Origin of the sequence: Erwinia sorbitola, from assembly GCF_009738185.1 — a bacterium.
GTDB lineage: Bacteria > Pseudomonadota > Gammaproteobacteria > Enterobacterales > Enterobacteriaceae > Erwinia > Erwinia sorbitola.
In genome coordinates this window covers 549,104-566,625 of record NZ_CP046509.1, presented here as the reverse complement: position 1 = coordinate 566,625, position 17,522 = coordinate 549,104, and the positions used below count along the sequence as shown (strand labels likewise).

General features: G+C 55.3%; 15 protein-coding genes. 9 read left to right on the top strand and 6 right to left on the bottom strand.

From position 1 onward, the window contains the following. Nucleotides 1-41 precede the first annotated feature (41 nt). Nucleotides 42-1,058, bottom strand: a complete 1,017-nt coding sequence (locus tag GN242_RS02615) for a M48 family metallopeptidase (RefSeq protein ID WP_154753090.1) — start codon at nt 1,056-1,058, stop codon at nt 42-44. A gap of 2 nt (nt 1,059-1,060) precedes the next feature. Further along, complete coding sequence (locus tag GN242_RS02610) at nt 1,061-2,248, bottom strand: YjgN family protein (RefSeq protein ID WP_154753091.1); 1,188 nt, start codon at nt 2,246-2,248, stop codon at nt 1,061-1,063. Between the two features lie 220 nt (nt 2,249-2,468). Here GN242_RS02610 and GN242_RS02605 point away from each other — a divergent pair, with 220 nt between their 5' ends. Next, a complete protein-coding gene (locus GN242_RS02605; RefSeq protein WP_156286864.1) occupies nt 2,469-2,972 on the top strand; it encodes a GNAT family N-acetyltransferase in 504 nt (167 codons plus the stop codon). Nucleotides 2,973-2,988: 16 nt separating this feature from the next. Here the strand turns inward: GN242_RS02605 and miaE are convergent, their stop codons facing one another. Both miaE and rraB read right to left on the bottom strand, forming a co-directional pair. Next, nucleotides 2,989-3,753: a tRNA isopentenyl-2-thiomethyl-A-37 hydroxylase MiaE gene (gene miaE, locus GN242_RS02600; protein WP_156286863.1), complete on the bottom strand. Its 765-nt coding sequence runs from the start codon at nt 3,751-3,753 to the stop codon at nt 2,989-2,991. A gap of 51 nt (nt 3,754-3,804) precedes the next feature. Continuing rightward, nucleotides 3,805-4,233 carry a ribonuclease E inhibitor RraB gene (gene rraB / locus GN242_RS02595; RefSeq protein ID WP_154753094.1) on the bottom strand — a complete coding sequence of 143 codons (429 nt, stop codon included), beginning with the start codon at nt 4,231-4,233 and terminating at the stop codon, nt 3,805-3,807. A gap of 280 nt (nt 4,234-4,513) precedes the next feature. Between rraB and argF the strand changes: the two genes are divergently transcribed. The 5 genes from argF (at nt 4,514) to ridA (ending at nt 7,775) form a co-directional block, all read left to right on the top strand. Further along, complete coding sequence (gene argF / locus GN242_RS02590) at nt 4,514-5,524, top strand: ornithine carbamoyltransferase (protein ID WP_154753095.1); 1,011 nt, start codon at nt 4,514-4,516, stop codon at nt 5,522-5,524. Nucleotides 5,525-5,614: 90 nt separating this feature from the next. Beyond that, on the top strand, nt 5,615-5,809 hold the full coding sequence (locus GN242_RS02585) for a hypothetical protein (protein ID WP_156286862.1): 195 nt from the start codon (nt 5,615-5,617) through the stop codon (nt 5,807-5,809). Nucleotides 5,810-5,830: 21 nt separating this feature from the next. Further along, nucleotides 5,831-6,766: an aspartate carbamoyltransferase gene (gene pyrB / locus GN242_RS02580; RefSeq protein ID WP_154753097.1), complete on the top strand. Its 936-nt coding sequence runs from the start codon at nt 5,831-5,833 to the stop codon at nt 6,764-6,766. Nucleotides 6,767-6,777: 11 nt separating this feature from the next. Then, on the top strand, nt 6,778-7,242 hold the full coding sequence (pyrI, locus tag GN242_RS02575) for an aspartate carbamoyltransferase regulatory subunit (RefSeq protein WP_154753098.1): 465 nt from the start codon (nt 6,778-6,780) through the stop codon (nt 7,240-7,242). A 146-nt stretch (nt 7,243-7,388) separates the two neighbouring features. Further along, nucleotides 7,389-7,775 carry a 2-iminobutanoate/2-iminopropanoate deaminase gene (ridA, locus tag GN242_RS02570; protein ID WP_156286861.1) on the top strand — a complete coding sequence of 129 codons (387 nt, stop codon included), beginning with the start codon at nt 7,389-7,391 and terminating at the stop codon, nt 7,773-7,775. 34 nt (nt 7,776-7,809) lie between these two features. On the opposite strand, the gene GN242_RS02565 is transcribed toward ridA, so the two are convergent. Next, nucleotides 7,810-10,182 carry a beta-N-acetylhexosaminidase gene (locus GN242_RS02565; protein ID WP_156286860.1) on the bottom strand — a complete coding sequence of 791 codons (2,373 nt, stop codon included), beginning with the start codon at nt 10,180-10,182 and terminating at the stop codon, nt 7,810-7,812. 202 nt (nt 10,183-10,384) lie between these two features. Here GN242_RS02565 and GN242_RS02560 point away from each other — a divergent pair, with 202 nt between their 5' ends. After that, on the top strand, nt 10,385-12,046 hold the full coding sequence (locus GN242_RS02560) for an alpha,alpha-phosphotrehalase (RefSeq protein WP_156286859.1): 1,662 nt from the start codon (nt 10,385-10,387) through the stop codon (nt 12,044-12,046). Between the two features lie 16 nt (nt 12,047-12,062). Here GN242_RS02560 and GN242_RS02555 read toward each other — a convergent pair whose 3' ends face one another. Beyond that, complete coding sequence (locus GN242_RS02555) at nt 12,063-14,624, bottom strand: DEAD/DEAH box helicase (RefSeq protein WP_156286858.1); 2,562 nt, start codon at nt 14,622-14,624, stop codon at nt 12,063-12,065. Nucleotides 14,625-14,919: 295 nt separating this feature from the next. Here GN242_RS02555 and nrdD point away from each other — a divergent pair, with 295 nt between their 5' ends. Continuing rightward, entirely contained in the window at nt 14,920-17,058 is a 2,139-nt protein-coding gene (gene nrdD / locus GN242_RS02550) for an anaerobic ribonucleoside-triphosphate reductase (RefSeq protein ID WP_156286857.1), read from the top strand. Further along, entirely contained in the window at nt 17,055-17,519 is a 465-nt protein-coding gene (nrdG, locus tag GN242_RS02545) for an anaerobic ribonucleoside-triphosphate reductase-activating protein (protein ID WP_156286856.1), read from the top strand. The genes nrdD and nrdG overlap by 4 nt, the downstream gene beginning before the upstream one ends. Nucleotides 17,520-17,522 lie beyond the last annotated feature (3 nt).

Genomic DNA, 17,522 nt, shown 5'->3' with positions numbered 1-17,522 from the left:
CCCCCGTAGGGGCGAGGCACGCCTCGCCCTTTCTTACAGATTTACTCCGCTGCCTGAATAGCTTTTATCCGCGCGGGCATATCCGGATGGGTACTCATCCATTCCGGCAGGTTCAGACCGCTGCTCTCCTTTTCTGCTGACTGTTCAAGCTGAGTGTAAATCTCAGACATCGCCGCCAGAGAACGTCCCTGTGCCTTCATCTGCACAATCGCATAGTCATCAGCTTCGCGCTCCATGCTGCGCGAGAACTGGAGCTGATCGACAAACGCCGCCGACTGCAACAGCGTGTCGCCAATCCCGCTGACATCTCCCGTCAGCCAGAGATAGCTCAGAGAAACCAGCGACGAACGCACCAGCATACGCATTACGTGGCGATGCCGATGATGCCCCATCTCATGCAGCATCACGGCCACAATCGCATCATCACTTTTCGCCATACGCACCAGCTCATCGCTGACCACCAGCGTCCCGTCCGCCAGCATAAACGCGTTCGGCCCACCGGCGAAATGCATAATCTTCAGCCGCAGCGGCGTCGGATCGTCCTTCATCTGTGCCGGAATGCTGTCGCGGAACAGGCGGTTCATGCGCTGCTGTTGCTCCGGCGTTAAACGCCCGGCGCTGAAACCGGTGTTCTGTAGCAGCGTAAAAGTCTGCTGCCCGATCTGCCGTTCAACGTAGGAAGGAATATGCTGCGCCAGGACATTGCTGGCCGCGGGCAGGATCACCCAGAAGTAGAACGCAATAGCCGCCAGCGTTGCCAGCAGGGTGAGCACCACCCCACGGCGGTGCTGTTCCAGCCGGTACACCAGACCCGGCCGGTGACGCTGCTGCCACCACTGGCGAAAAGCCGCATCATCTTCCGGCACAAAGCGGCCGCCGTCGGCAAAGGTCAGCATCAGCGGGATGGTTCCCAGCGCATCAGATACCGTCACATCTTTCAGCATCACCAGCTGCCGATGGCTACCCTGCTCCAGCGTCAGATGCTGTTCCGCCAATGTGAGACGGGCAGCCTCGCGAGCTGCCCGTCCGGGGTACTGATAAAAACCGTTCAGCTGCAAGGTCAGATGCCCGGGTTCAGATCGAACGCCGCAACAACTTCTTCCGCCACGGCCGTACCTGCACCTTCATTATGTGCCTGCACGTCCAGCAGAGAGATATCCCCTTCCAGCGCGGTACTGTTCGCCATATAGCGAGCAAGACGAACTTCGGCAATTGGCGTACCCAGACCCAGAGTGAAAATCACAATCAGGGTATTGGTCAGCGTCAGGCCTAAGAATGATCCTGTCGACATAGTTGACTTAAGGCGGAGTTTTTCACCTAATTGAGTCTGGCCAAACACGTAATTACGCTGCGCCACAACTAAATAAGCAGAAGAAACTAAACCACCGAAAAGTAATATTAAGAAGGTCAGGAAAATATTAAAGACATTTCCCGCCATCATATTGTTCAGCATCTCAGGATCGGTCATGCCCATTGCAATGGCATAAAACATCGATACAAACAGCGAGCCAATCAACATTCCGGCCACAATCAGGAATGGCAGCATGATCAGGAAGCTGATCAATACTATTTTAATAAAGGCCTTCTTACTCAGTTCAGCTTTAAACGGCAGTGAACCGTAGGACATATTGTTGATATAGAGATCGTGGTTCAGTGCTGCAACCGTTCCCTGCACTGCGGCCAGACCTGCCAGGAACAGCACAAAACAGAGAATGCCGATGCTCAACGCAGCGCTGATGCTGCCGGTATTGACGGCTAACATTCCGATCAAACCAACCACCAGATAGAGCGCAACCACCAGCAGTACCGGGCAGAAATACATCGTCCAGTAAGCACGACCCACGCGGCAGATGTAGTTGAAACGCACGCCACGGAAGCTGCTCATCAATGCGTTATAGCGCCAGCTGCGGATGATAATCCAAGGCACCAGAGCAAAGAACGCCAGCAGGAATACCAGTGAAATAGACGGTAATGCTGAGGAGAGGATAAAGAACAGCACCAGCCCGACAAAGACGATAATACGACCTTTCAGGATATCAACAGGACGCGCGTGGTAATCAAAGCGGTCGCCTGCAATCTCGGTATTGCCAAAGAAATAACGGCGACGACGTACGGTTGCCCATGCAGAATAAATCCCTAAAGTGATCATGGTCAGTAATGCATTGACCAGCCAGATAGAGAAATATTCACCAGAGCGCCCATGGAACAGCACCGCATGGCGTTGCTGATTCGAGGTATTGTTTTCCATTTATTTTTCTTCCTGAAAATAGAAATAGTCTTCTGCAAAGCAGAAAATAAACTTGTAATTAATAGCGCGGCTATTTAAGCATGGCGAATGAAACCCGACAATAAATAATTATCATTTACGCTACACCTCAGTCCAGTTGTTCCGGGTCGCACAGATATTGCATCCGCAGGCTGCCAGTGTTATTACACTACCTGCAATCGACAGACCATGAGCGAAATGTATGACAACCGCAATTCAGACAACCCTGCGCGTGCGCCCGATTACTCCCGCTGACAATCCGCATGTTGCCGCAGTGATCCGTGCTGTATCGGCTGAGTTCGGCCTGACAGCAGATAAAGGCTACACGGTTTCTGACCCAAATCTTGACCATCTGTATGAAGTCTACAGCGCAGAAAAATGCGCATTCTGGGTGGTTGAGCTGGAAGGTAAAGTCGTGGGCGGAGGCGGGGTGGCACCGCTGGCTTGCAGCGATGCTGATGTCTGTGAATTACAGAAAATGTATTTTATGCCGTCGGTGCGCGGCCTGGGGCTGGCACGTCGCCTGGCAATTCAGGCGCTGGAGTATGCCCGCGAACAGGGCTTTAAACGCTGTTATCTGGAAACTACCGCCTCACTGACGCGCGCTATTCGCCTGTATGAGCATCTTGGCTTTGAGCATATTGACGGCCCGATGGGTTCAACGGGACATGTGGATTGCGAAGTCACCATGCTGAAAATACTGTAACTTCGCCGTCACTCCGTCAGGGCAACACCGGTACGCCGCTGTGAAAACGTAGCTGGCTGTCCGGTTCGCTGATTAAACGCGCTTCTGTTTCGCCAATTTTACGCACCCGTGCGCTGATATCCGTTGGTGAGATCAGCGCAGCCAGCGCCAGGTAATCCTGGTAGTGACGCGCCTCTGAGCGCAGCAGAGAAATATAAAACGCTGCCAGTTCATCATCCAGGTACGGTGCCAGGCTGGCAAACCGTTCGCAGGATCGCGCTTCAATATAGGCTCCGCAAATCAGCTTATCTACCAGCGTCTGCGGTTCGTGCGTGGCGATCTCGCGCAGCAGCCCTTTGGCATAGCGGCTGGCGGTGATACGCATATAGGGAATATTGCGCGCCTGCATAATCTCCAGCACCTGATAGAAATGGTGCAGCTCCTCTTTGATCAGCAGCACCATTTTATCCACCAGCTCATCGCCGTACGGCACCTCTTCGCGGCTGATAATAGTTTTCGACAGGCCTTTATGCTGCTCCAGGAAAGCCAGATCTGCCTGGTCGTTATGGACAAACTGCTCCCAGGGTTTCAGCCAGGCCAGCAACGCATCGCCGCTGGCCTTGTCCGCAACATATTTACGGATCAGCCACATGGCGGTCTGCGCGGCTTTCAGTTCGCACACCAGATGATCGGTCAGCAGCAGCGGCAGATGCTGCGGCTTACGCGCTTCATCAATCCAGGCTTGTGGGGTACGGCAGTGGAGGAAGTCGAGGACAGGGGCAAGAAGGTGTTCGGTATTCATTAAAGCAAACTCAGTAGGGGTCAGGCATGCCTGACCCATTGTGATACAAAATTAATGACGGATGCCGTTATCTTCGCCATCGATGGATTCACCATCTTCTTCATCTTCGTCATCATCCTGCGCATCCGGATCTTCGAAGTAGGTGCCCCAGCCGTCGTAGTCAACGTTGAATTTGGCCGCAAGATCTATCAGCTGCTCAACCTGCGCGTCGATCAGCTCGGCGTTCAGCGCACCTTCACTGAGGATATCGCAGCACATGACTTTGGTACCGTCTTCCAGATCCAACTCTTCCGGCTCGGTGATTTCATAACCCAGCTTGAACGCTTCCACTGCCGCTTTTTCAAGGGCATCGAAGCTGTCGCAGGAGAAATGATGCTCAATGGTATAGAGCGCGTCCGGATCGCTGCCATCTTCCAGCAGCTCTTCAATAATCAGCCGCGTTTCTTCACGCTGCTCTTCCAACAATGCTTCGTTAGCCATGATCTGTTCCTCAATAGGGCGTTATTTCGCGTATTTTCCCACAGTGCATCCTGCGTCACTACCTTTAAAAGCAAGTTTCTGCTCGGCGGGGTTGAAAGTGAATATTAATACAGTTAAATTGAATTTTAATTCATCACACACCCAAGATAATTCGAGTTGCATGAAGGCAGCAAGCGAGCGGATCCCGGCAGGCTTACTCAGGTAAGTGATTCAGGTGAGCAAGAGCAGCTAACACACAGGCGACTTGAGTATGAAGGGTTTAAGTTACCTGGAGTGCTTTATGAGTCAGTTATATCAACGTCACTTCCTCAGGCTGCTCGATTTCACACCTGCTGAAATCAACGGTTTACTGGCGCTGGCGTCTACATTGAAGACCGATAAGAAAAATGGCGAAGAAATTCAGCACCTGAAAGGTAAAAATATAGCGCTCATCTTCGAAAAAGACTCGACCCGTACCCGATGCTCTTTCGAAGTTGCCGCATACGATCAGGGCGCGAACGTCACCTATCTTGGCCCGAGCGGCAGCCAGATTGGCCATAAAGAGTCGATGAAAGATACCGCACGCGTGCTGGGCCGCATGTATCACGGTATTCAGTATCGCGGCCATGGCCAGGCGCTGGTGGAATCGCTGGCGCAATATGCCGGTGTGCCGGTGTGGAACGGGCTGACCAACGAATTTCACCCTACCCAACTGCTGGCCGACCTGCTCACCATGCAGGAACATCTGCCGGAGAAACCCTTCAGCCAGATGACGCTGGCCTACGTTGGCGACACCCACAACAATATGGGCAATACCCTGCTGGAAGCAGCGGCGCTGGTCGGCCTGGATCTGCGACTGATCGCACCAAAAAGCTGCTGGCCGGATGCCGCGCTGGTGGCGGAGTGCCGCAGTGTGGCAGAAAAAACCGGCGGTAAAATCACCCTGACGGAAGAGATTGCTGACGGTGTGCTGGGCGCTGATTTTATCTATACCGACGTCTGGGTTTCGATGGGCGAACCGAAAGAAGTATGGCATGAACGTATTGCTTTGCTGCGTCCTTATCAGGTCAATTCGGCTATGTTGAAAGCCACCGGGAACCCGCAGGTGAAATTTCTGCACTGTCTGCCCGCTTTCCACGACGATCAGACCACGCTGGGCCAGCAGATGGCGCAGCAGTACGATCTGCACGGCGGTATGGAAGTGACCGATGAAGTGTTTGAATCATCCCACAGCGTGGTGTTTGATCAGGCGGAAAACCGGCTGCACACCATCAAAGCCGTGATGGTTGCGACGCTGGCTAAACAAGGCTGATTAGGCGCAGGCAAACGATTACGTTTAGCGTTTTTCGCTTGCCGCAGGCGATTGAATGCGTATAATGCTCCCCGTTTGCCGGGAGGAAGCATGAAACTGAGTCGCGTGAATGAAGCCGTATCGCAACGCCTTTTTACAGGCGGGCAGCTCTGTTTTTCCTCTCGTTGCATGACCGATCATCAAGAAAAGCCCCTCATTGAGGGGCTTTTTTTTGCCCAAATTTCAATGCAAACACTTTGCTCTGTGGCATTTGTGAGGCAGCTAACACCGCTGCCTTATGAATGATGACGAGCAAAAGGAGTGGAAATGGCTAACCCCCTATATCACAAACACATTATTTCAATTAACGATTTGAATCGTGAAGAGCTGGAGCTGGTGCTGCACACCGCCGCCAGCCTGAAAGCGAACCCGCAGCCTGAGCTGCTGAAACATAACGTGATTGCCAGCTGTTTCTTTGAAGCCTCCACCCGAACCCGCCTCTCTTTTGAAACGGCGATGCATCGGCTTGGCGCGTCTGTTGTTGGTTTCTCCGACGGCAGCAACACCTCGCTGGGCAAGAAAGGGGAAACGCTGGCCGATACGATTTCGGTGATTGGTACCTATGTGGATGCCATCGTGATGCGTCATCCGCAGGAAGGGGCCGCCCGTCTGGCTACCGAGTTTTCCGGCGGGATTCCGGTGCTGAACGCAGGCGATGGAGCTAACCAGCATCCCACCCAGACTCTGCTCGACCTGTTCACCATTCAGGAAACCCAGGGTCGCCTGAACAATCTCAGCATCGCGATGGTCGGCGATTTAAAATATGGCCGCACCGTGCATTCACTGGCGCAGGCGCTGGCAAAATTTGAGGGCAATCGCTTTTACTTTATCGCCCCCGATGCGCTGGCAATGCCGGCCTATATTACCGATATGCTCGATGAAAAAGGCATTGTCTGGACGCGCCATGACAGCATTGAGGAAGTGGTACCGCAGGTGGATATTCTGTATATGACCCGCGTACAGAAAGAGCGTCTGGATCCGTCTGAATACGCTAACGTTAAAGCCCAGTTTATTCTGCGCGCCTCTGACCTGGCGGGAGCACGCAAAAATATGAAAGTCCTGCATCCGCTGCCGCGTATTGATGAAATCGACACGGAAGTTGATCACACGCCACACGCCTGGTATTTCCAGCAGGCGGGCAACGGCATCTACGCTCGCCAGGCACTTCTGGCGCTGGTACTTAACAGCGAACCGGTTCTGTAAGGGGATAAGCTATGACACACGATAACAAATTACAGGTTGAGGCAATTAAACGCGGCACGGTGATTGACCATATCCCGGCCCTGGTGGGCTTTAAGCTGCTCTCCCTGTTTCGCCTGACGGAGACTGACCAGCGCATTACCATCGGACTGAATCTGCCGTCCGGCGAGCTGGGCCGTAAAGATTTGATCAAGATCGAGAATACCTTCCTTACCGAAGATCAGATCAATCAGCTGGCGATGTACGCACCGCACGCTACGGTTAACCGGATTGATGATTACAATGTGGTAGCGAAGATTTCGCCCGCCCTGCCGGATCGTATTGAGCGCGTACTGAGCTGCCCGAACAGCAACTGTATCAGTCGTTCAGAGCCGGTTTACTCCAGCTTTGCGGTGAAGCAGCGGCAGAACGCGCTCTATCTGAAATGTAAATATTGCGAGAAAGAGTTCGCGCATCATGTGGTAATGGCGAACGGTTAAAGCCGTTTGCATTTCACAAATTCAGTGTGCAGGATGTTCCACACAGGCGCGGGGGCGGCATGGCCGGTTCTGCTGTAATAGCGCCCTCTCAGGGGTCGGGCATGCCCGGCCCGCAGCCGCACAATCAATGGTATTAAGGAGAAACAATGTCTCGCGAAATCAGTACAGAAAACGCTCCCGCTGCAATCGGCCCTTACGTTCAGGGTGTCGATCTCGGCAGTATGATTTTCACTTCCGGGCAGATTCCGGTTAACCCGAAAACCGGTGCCGTGCCGGAAGATATTGCCGCCCAGGCGCGCCAGTCGCTGGAAAATGTGCGGGCGATTGTCGAAGCTGCCGGTTTGAAAGTAGGCGATATCGTTAAAACGACAGTTTTCGTGAAAGATTTGAATGACTTTGCCACCGTCAACGCGGCCTATGAAGCTTTCTTCACTGAGCATCAGGCCAGCTTCCCGGCGCGCTCATGCGTGGAAGTTGCGCGTCTGCCAAAAGATGTCAATATCGAAATCGAAGCGATCGCCGTACGTCGCTGATGCTGGCGGGTCGATCGACGATCGACCCACTCGCTTACCTTTCTGACCGCAGCAGTTTCTCTATCGGGTACACCAGCGCGATCACCACCTCATCCTGCGTTAGCGCTGCCTGATCGAGCAGTTGATGCATTTTCGCCACCTCACGTGCGCCGAAAGCGCGCTCCTTCTCCATTGCATCCAGCAGTGACAGCCCCATCTGACTGATCTGCGCTACCTGACCTGCCACCGGTATTAGCGGCCGAAGCTGTGGGTTCTGCGTCAGCATCGGCTCCACCAGAGGGATATTCTGCCGCCACGCCTCAAGCTGACGACGTATCGCCTGTGCCGCTTTGCGGTCGCCCCGGTTGGCGATCAGCGCATCCACCTGCTGATCCAGCTCGCGAATTTTGTTGCTCTCGGTTGGCAATATATCGGCCAGCCGGTTTAACGGTTCCGCCTGGGTATAATGCCCGGCCTGATATTTCAGGTGCTGGCGGGTATAGAACTGCGCCGGTTCCAAAGCCTGCGCGAAAATTTGCAGCGGTATAGTGTCGCTGCTGTTAGCCAGACGCATCATCTGTAGCTGGGTTTCCGCGTGCTGTTGCAGGCCCACCGATACCGCAGACCAGCTGTCCACCGCCGCCAGGCGCTGATACATATTTTTTTCATCAGTGACATCCTTCGCCGACCACAGGCGCTCCGCCACCACAAATGCCCGGGGCCACAGACGGACATCAATAACATTCTCATCGATAATTTCGCTCCACAGCGCCGCTTCGCCACCCAGCAGATTATTTTTCAACTGCGCTTCATCCGGCAGTTCGGGAGTGATCCCCTGCGGGGGCTGCGGCAGCCTGCTGCCCACCGTCGGGTAACGCACGTTGCCGATGCGCCAGTAGCCGCTGATGTTGTCTCCCGCCTGTGTCAGCACGGGCTGAAGCTCACCCATCCAGCTGTCAACGCGAAAAGTAAACTGCGTAGGTGACAGCCAGCGGATCTCGCGCACCATTCGGCGCGATCGCCCTTCGAAGTCAATAAAACCTCGCCATCCACCGACTGCATCAATCAGGGTAAAACTGCCCTGGAGCGGCTTGCCCTTAAGGCGCGGCAGGCTAAATTTCCAGCTCTGCGCTGCTTCACCCTCCCTGATACGATCGCCCTCTTTCAGGCCCTGCGGCCAGACTTCGTTCCGGTAGTGAAATGCCGCAGGTTGCGCCTGATCGAGATAGAAACCGGTGGAGAGGATCCCCTGATAGTTGTTCTTCGCTATTTCGCCCAACGAATCCGGCCCCCGCCATGACTGAATCAGGATGCTGCGCGGCAGGTCGGCATGATAGATCTCATCCCAGCCCATCATTCGCCGCTGATGTTTTTCCAGAATCTTCTCTACCCGCTGATTGAAATAAGCCTGCAAGGCCTGGCTGTCTTTCAGCCCTTTTTGTTGCATAAACTGGCGGATCGCCGCTGAGTCATTCCACTGGCTGGGATCAACCTCATCGCCGCCAATATGCAGCCAGGGATCGGGGAAGATCTCCGCCACTTCCCCCACCAGCGTATCGATAAACTGATAAACCTGTTCATTTGAAGGATCGAGCAAGGGTTTAAATACGCCCCACCCACGCTCCATCTGATAAGGCCCCGGCGCGGCCATCAGCTCTGGCATCGCTACGGCCAGCGCCGATGCGTGACCAGGGAAATCAATTTCAGGCACCACGCGCACGCCGCGACGGGTGGCATAGCTGACAATATCCCGCATTTGTTGCTGGCTGTACCACAGTCCATCGCTGGCTTTTTCCTGTAGCTGGGGGAAGTGGCGCGAGGCAAAGCGCCAGCCCTGATCGTCAGTGAGGTGCCAGTGAAAGACGTTCATCCGCGCAGCGGCAATGCCGTCAATCTGACGTTTCAGGGTCTCGACCGGCATAAAATGGCGGGCTGAATCAATCATGATGCCGCGCCATGGAAAGCGTGGACGGTCGTTAATGGTGACCAGCGGCAGCGCACTGTTATGAACCAGTTGTAGCAGGGTTTCCATACCGCGCATCGCACCAAAACGGGTGGCAGCATCCAGCGTAATTCCGTCAGCGCTGACCACCAGCCGGTAGCTCTCGTCGCTGTCCGGCTGCGGTACCTCGTCAACCTGGCGGGCAATGCGAATATTTAACGGCGTCGCGCTGGCGGAGACAGGCAGATCGGGGCTACCGGTCTGGCGCGCCAGCCGCTGCTGCCAGCGCGGTAGTGACTCTTTCAGGTTATCGCCCTCAACCTGAATCGCCAGCGGCATGGTCAAAGCCAGGCTCCCTCCCTCTTCCGGCTGTTCCACCTGCTGCGGCCAGGGCATGAGCGGTAATGTACCCGCCGGGGCGGCAATGACAGCAAATGGCAGGATCAGGGAACAGGTAAACAGCAGGCGAGGCAGAAACCAGGGCATATCAGAACATCCTTTTTTTTTGATGCACTCTTAAAACATAATTCGCTTTTCACATCAAGTTACCGCTGCGTGAAACCTGCTGCCACCCGCGTATTCTCACCCTGACACACTTATGTCGCCACAGACTGTGCGGAATTGTCGCTCTGTGGCTAATCTTAGGGGGTATCGTTCCCAGCAGCTCACCGGATATCAGGATAAAACCATGAAAACAACGCCCCCGTGGTGGCAGAATGGCGTGATTTATCAGATCTATCCCAAGAGTTTTCAGGATACCACCGGCAGCGGTACGGGGGATCTCCCCGGCGTAATCGCCCGGCTCGACTATTTACAGCAGTTAGGGGTTGATGCCCTCTGGCTGACGCCCTTTTATCTCTCCCCGCAGGTAGATAACGGCTATGACGTAGCCAACTACACCGCCATTGATCCGCAGTTTGGCACCCTGAGTGATTTCGATAATCTCGTGGCGGAAACGCACCGGCGCGGAATGCGCATTATTCTCGATATGGTATTTAACCACACATCCACGCAGCATCACTGGTTTCATGAGGCGCTGGATCCGCAAAGCCCCTATCGCTCTTACTACATCTGGCGCGAGGGTAATCCCGGCCAGCTGCCGAACAACTGGCTTTCGAAGTTTGGCGGTAGCGCATGGCGCTGGCATCCGGAGAGCAACCAGTACTATATGCACCTCTGGGCACCGGAGCAGGCGGAGCTGAACTGGGAAAATGATAATCTGCGCGCCGAATTAAAGCAGGTGGTCAATTTCTGGGCCGATCGCGGTATCGACGGGCTGCGGCTCGATGTGATTAATCTGGTCTCCAAGCAGCAGGATTTTGCTGACGATCCCGGAGGAGATGGTCTGCGGATGTATACCGACGGGCCGCGTATTCATGAGTTTATGCAGGAGATGAGCCGCGAAGTGTTCGCCCCGCGTCAGCTGGTGACCGTGGGCGAGATGTCCTCTGCCACGCTGGAACACTGCCAGCGTTACGGTGCGCTGAGTGGCGAAGAGCTGTCGATGGTTTTCAGCTTCGATCATGTAGAAGTGGATTTTTATCAGGGTCAGAAGTGGACGCTGACGCCGCTTAATCTGGTCGCGCTGAAGGCGATTTTTACCCACTGGCAGCAGGGAATGCACAATCAGGCGTGGAACGCGCTGTTCTGGTGTAACCACGATCAGCCGAGGGTGGTGTCACGCTGGGGCGATGAGGTGAGGTATCGCGTGGAGTCGGCCAAGCTGCTGGCGCTGGCGCTGCACGGCATGCAGGGCACGCCCTATATTTTTCAGGGAGAAGAGCTGGGGATGACCAACCCGCACTTCACGCGCATCATCGATTATCGCGATATTGAAAGCCACAATATGTACGCCGAACTGCGCTCTCAGGGGCGCGACAGCGATAACCTGCTGGCTATTCTTGCCAGCAAATCACGCGATAACGGCCGTACTCCAATGCAGTGGGACAGCAGTGATAACGGCGGGTTTACCGAAGGTACCCCGTGGATTGGCATGAGCGACAATATCAGCACGGTAAACGCCGCCGCTGCGCTGGCCGATCCGGACTCGGTATTTTTCTGTTATCAGAAGCTTATTGCCCTGCGCAAAAGCTACGCTATTTTAACCGAGGGGGATTACCTCGACCTGCTGCCCGATCATCCCCACCTGTGGTGCTACTGCCGTCGGATAAGCGGGGAAACGCTGGTTGTGGCGACCAATTTCAGCGGGGATACCCAGGTGTGGCATCCGCCAGCCTATAGCGGCCACTGGGAGGTGCTTATCAGCAACTACCCGGATACCCATGTGACTCCCGGTGAAGTGATGCTGCGCCCGTGGGAAGCAGTGTGGTGGTATCAGAAAGTATCTTAGCCCCCGTTGCGCAGGGTTAGCTGAACAGCGCGGTGAGATCGTCCTGGGTGAAGCTGGCGGGTTCGCTCAGTTCGTCATCGAGGATCTCTCCTGCCAGTTCAGCTTTTTGCTGCTGCATGGCGACGATCTTCTCTTCGATAGTATCAGCCGCGATCAGCTTATAAACGAACACCGGTTTGTCCTGGCCTAAGCGGTAGGCACGATCGGTGGCCTGATTTTCTGCCGCCGGGTTCCACCAGGGATCGTAGTGGATCACGGTGTCTGCCGCCGTCAGGTTCAGCCCGACACCGCCCGCTTTCAGGCTGATAAGAAAAACAGGCACTTCCCCTTGCTGGAAACGCCGCACCGGTTCGGTACGATCCCGCGTACTGCCGGTCAGCATAACGTAGGGAATTCGCGCTTTCTGTAACTCTTCAGCGATGATGCCGAGCATCGTGGTGAACTGTGAGAAAATCAGGATGCGCCGATCTTCCGCCAGCAGGTCGTGCAGCATCTCGCGCAGCAGCGCCAGCTTGGCGGAGTTTTTCACCCGCTCGGCGCGTGGATCGGACATCAGGCGCGGATCGCAGCAGATCTGGCGCAGTTTCAACAGCGCATCCAGCACCAGCAGATGACTGCGCCCCGGCCCCTGTTGCTGCATCGCCAGCTGTACGCGATCCTGCATCGCGGTACGCACCTGGTCATACAGGTCACGCTGTGCTCCGTCCAGCGGTACGCTGCGCACAATGGTGTTTTTCGGCGGTAGCTCCTTTGCCACCTCCTGCTTGCGACGGCGCAGCATAAACGGCCGCACGCGTTTCGCCAGCAGCTCGCGCCGGACTCTGTCACCGTTGCGCTCCACCGGTACGCGCCAGTCCCGGGTGAAGTCACGTTCGCTGCCAAGGAAGCCCGGCAGCAGAAAATCAAACTGCGACCACAGCTCTCCGAGGTGATTTTCCAGCGGCGTCCCGGTCAGGCACAGGCGGTGCCGGGTTTTCAGCGTGCGAATAACCGAGGCGGCGCGAGAGGCGCTGTTCTTAACATACTGCGCTTCATCGAGGATCAGCAGATGATAGTATTGCGCCACCAGCTGCGGCTGATCGCGCCAGAGCAGCGAATAAGTGGTGATTACCACATCATACTGCTCCATCTGGTCGTAAAATTCTTTGCGCTGCGGCCCGGTCAGAGCCAGCACCCGCAGGTCAGGCGTAAAACGCCGCGCCTCACAGCACCAGTTATGTACCAGCGTGGTCGGCACCACAATCAGAGCTGGCCGGTCAAGACGTCCGGCTTCCTTTTCCAGCAGCAGATGAGCCAGCGTCTGAATGGTTTTACCTAATCCCATATCATCCGCCAGCACCCCTGCCAGCTGATGCTGACGCAGGAACTGCATCCAGTTAACGCCCTGCTGTTGGTAATCGCGCAGGGTGGCATTCAGGCCCGCAGGAGGGTCAATAGCCTGCACTCCGCTCTGGCCGTTTAGCCGTTCTGCCAGCTGATGTACCGCATTATCGCCATCAAATATCCAGCGGCTGCGCTCTTCGCCGGGCTGGCTGAGACGCCCGATATCCCAGGCGGCCAGCCGCAGCGGCTGCGGTTGAGGATTGTCAAAAAGGTCGATCAGATTACCCACCAGCGGTTTAAGCTGGGCCGCGCGGAATATCATGCGCTGATTCTTCTCATCGCGTAGCTCAATCTGTTCATCGTCGGCAATCAGGCTGAGATTACCCGACATCCAGCGGCGATCGCGCTCAAACAGTTTCGCCAGCAGCGGCTCCAGCCGTACGCGACGGCGGCCAATTTTCATCGCCAGTTCCAGATCGAACCAGCCATCGTCGCCCTGTACCGCACGCCCTTCTATCGCATCAACCTCGGAGACATTCCAGGTAAATTCATCATCCATGCTGATGCGCCAGCCACGCTTTCGCAGCGCCGGAAGCTCTTTTTTAATAAAGTGTCGCCACAGTGCCGGTGATTCCGGAGCGAAGATCGCCGGGGGCAGCGGAACTGGCGTATAGATATGTCCGGAGGGAATAGCATTCAGCCCGGCGGTGCGGATCTCTGCCAGCCAGGACTGTTCCTCTTTTACCTGACGCTCAACGTAATAGCGCAAACCTGCGCGATCGGTGAAGCTCTCTGCGCGGCTGCCTGCATCGACACTTACCCCGGCGTAATCAAAGCTGACCGAGGCAAAATCGAGGCGCTTCTGGCGATGGCCATAGTGACCATAGCCGCTGATAAATTTTGCCCGCGATTGCAGTTGCAGCACCGGAACCGGTTCTGCATGAATCGTTTTCAGCACTGCCGCTGCTTTGGGCTGACGCGGTTGCAGGTTTGACAGCATCAGCGCCGCAACATGCTTGCAGTTATTTTTCACCGCGCAGCTGCACTCGCCGCTGGCAAGCAGCTTCCCCTGCGGCCGGCTGAAGTGCACGATCACGCTGAAAGGTTCAGCCTTACGCCCCGGCACTTCCCCCGTCAACAGGGTATTTTGCCACTGGAGATTCTGTACGCTGGCAACCAGATCGCGCGCACGGGCGACGGTACGCGCACCGAGCCAGCGTATGACCTGTTTTTCGTTATAAGCGACAGACGACATCTGACAGTATCCCTGAGTGACTAGAGCGAAATGGGTTTCGCTCAACGGCAACCGGCAATAGTAGTGATTCCTCTGGGTCGAATGCAACCGCCACAGCACACCTTGATAGCAAAATATGTCGCATAACCGTCAAAAAACAGTGACGACGTTTACCATCGCTTATCTTTGCTTCGCTGGTTGCAGATCCTTGCCTTAGGTCAATAAAACCTCGGTTAAATTCGATAAAATACTACATATAGCGTTTACTATACACCTCACAAACTACATATAGATTTCCTTATCAGGGAGAGCAGCGGTGGCAACTCAGGTAATCAAACGGGACGGCTGTCAGGTCGTCTTCGATTCAGCGCGTATTGAGGCAGCTATTCGTGCTGCGGCAACAGCAGCCAAAATTGATGATGATGATTACTGCGCAACCGCTGCCAGTCTGGTTAGCGCTAAACTCACCACCCGATCGCAGGTGGATATTGCAGAGGTACAGCTGGCGGTTGAGAATCAGCTGATGGCGGGCCGTTATCCCCAGCTGGCACGTAGCTATATTGAATATCGTCACGGTCGGGATGTTGCACGCGAGCTGCGCGGTCGACTGAATCATGAGATCCGTGGTCTGATTGAGCAGAGCAACCCTGCACTGCTGAATGAAAATGCCAATAAAGACAGCAAAGTGATCCCGACTCAACGCGATCTGTTGGCCGGTATTGTTGCCAAACACTATGCCCGTCAGCATATGCTGCCACGCGATGTGGTCAGCGCCCACGAACGCGGCGAAATTCACTATCACGATCTCGACTACTCGCCGTTCTTCCCGATGTTTAACTGTATGCTGATCGACCTGCGCGGCATGCTCACCCATGGTTTTAAGATGGGTAACGCCGAGATTGAACCACCAAAGTCGATCTCTACCGCGACCGCCGTCACTGCACAGATCATCGCCCAGGTAGCCAGCCATATTTACGGCGGTACCACGATTAACCGCATCGATGAGGTGCTGGCACCCTTTGTGGAAGCCAGCCTGGTAAAACATCGTGCCACCGCACAGCAGTGGCAGGTCGCAGATGTAGAGGCTTATGCGCTTTCACGCACAGAAAAAGAGTGCTACGACGCCTTCCAGTCGCTGGAGTATGAAGTGAATACGCTGCATACCGCTAACGGTCAGACGCCGTTTGTCACCTTTGGCTTTGGCCTTGGCACCAGCTGGGCAGCACGCCTGGTTCAGCAGTCCATTCTGCGTAACCGTATTGCCGGGCTGGGGAAAAATCATAAAACGGCGGTATTCCCGAAACTGGTCTTTGCCATTAAAGAAGGTCTGAACCGCTCCGCTGGCCAGCCGAACTACGATATCAAACAGCTGGCGCTGGAGTGTGCAAGCAAGCGTATGTATCCGGATATCCTCAATTACGACCAGGTGGTAAAAGTCACTGGATCGTTTAAAACGCCAATGGGCTGTCGCAGCTTCCTCGGCGTGTATGAGGAGAACGGTAAGCAGATCCATGAAGGACGTAATAATATTGGCGTGATAAGCCTTAACCTGCCGCGTATTGCGCTGGAGGCGAAGGGCAATGAAGAACGCTTCTGGACGCTGCTCGACCAGCGGTTGCTGCTGGCGAAAAAAGCTCTGATGACGCGTATCGCCCGGCTGGAGAATGTTAAAGCCCGCGTTGCGCCTATCCTTTATATGGAGGGTGCCTGTGGGGTGCGCCTGAAGGCTGACGACTCGGTAGCATCTATCTTCCGCCACGGCAGAGCATCAATCTCCCTGGGCTATATTGGCGTTCATGAGACGCTGAATGCCCTGAGCGGCGGCAGCGTGCATCCTTACGATGATGAACAGCTGCGCGCCAAAGGGCTGGAGATTGTCGCCCGCCTGCGCGCCGCAGTGGATGCATGGAAAGAGGAAACCGACTACGGTTTCAGTCTCTACAGCACCCCGAGCGAGAACCTGTGCGATCGCTTCTGCCGCCTTGATGCCGCCGAATTCGGCGTGGTGCCGGGCGTCACCGACAAAGGCTACTACACCAACAGCTTCCATCTTGACGTTGAGAAGAAGGTCAATCCGTACGACAAAATCGATTTTGAAGCCGGTTATCCACCGTTAGCGAACGGGGGCTTTATCTGTTACGGCGAGTATCCCAATATTCAGCACAACCTTAAGGCGCTGGAAGACGTATGGGATTACAGCTACAGCCGTGTGCCCTATTACGGAACCAATACGCCGATCGACGAGTGCTATGAGTGCGGCTATACCGGTGAGTTTGACTGCACCAGCAAAGGTTTTACCTGCCCGAAATGTGGTAACCACGACAGCGCCCGCGTTTCCGTTACGCGCCGGGTGTGCGGCTATCTTGGCAGCCCTGACGCGCGTCCGTTTAACGCCGGGAAGCAGGAGGAGGTTAAGCGCCGGGTGAAACACCTTAGCAACGGCCAGCTGGGGTGAATATTCATCAATATTACCCGGTGGATATCGTTAACGGCCCCGGAACGCGCTGTACGCTTTTTGTTTCAGGCTGTGTGCATGAGTGCCACGGCTGCTATAACAAAAGTACCTGGCGGGTTAACTCCGGGGTGCCGTTTACTATTGAGATGGAAGAGCGGCTGATAGCCGATCTCAACGATACGCGTATTCCGCGCCAGGGACTGTCACTGTCAGGCGGCGATCCGCTGCATCCGGCCAATCTGGCGGATGTCGGTCGGCTCGTGCGCCGGGTGCAGCGCGAATGCGCTGGCAAGGATATCTGGATGTGGACGGGCTACCGGCTGGAGGAGCTGACAGCCCGGCAACAGCAGGTGATCGAAGGAGTTAATGTGCTGATCGACGGGAAATACGTTGAGGCATTACGCGACCCGGCGCTGCTGTGGCGTGGCAGCAGCAACCAGGTTATCCACCAGCTGCGCTGATGA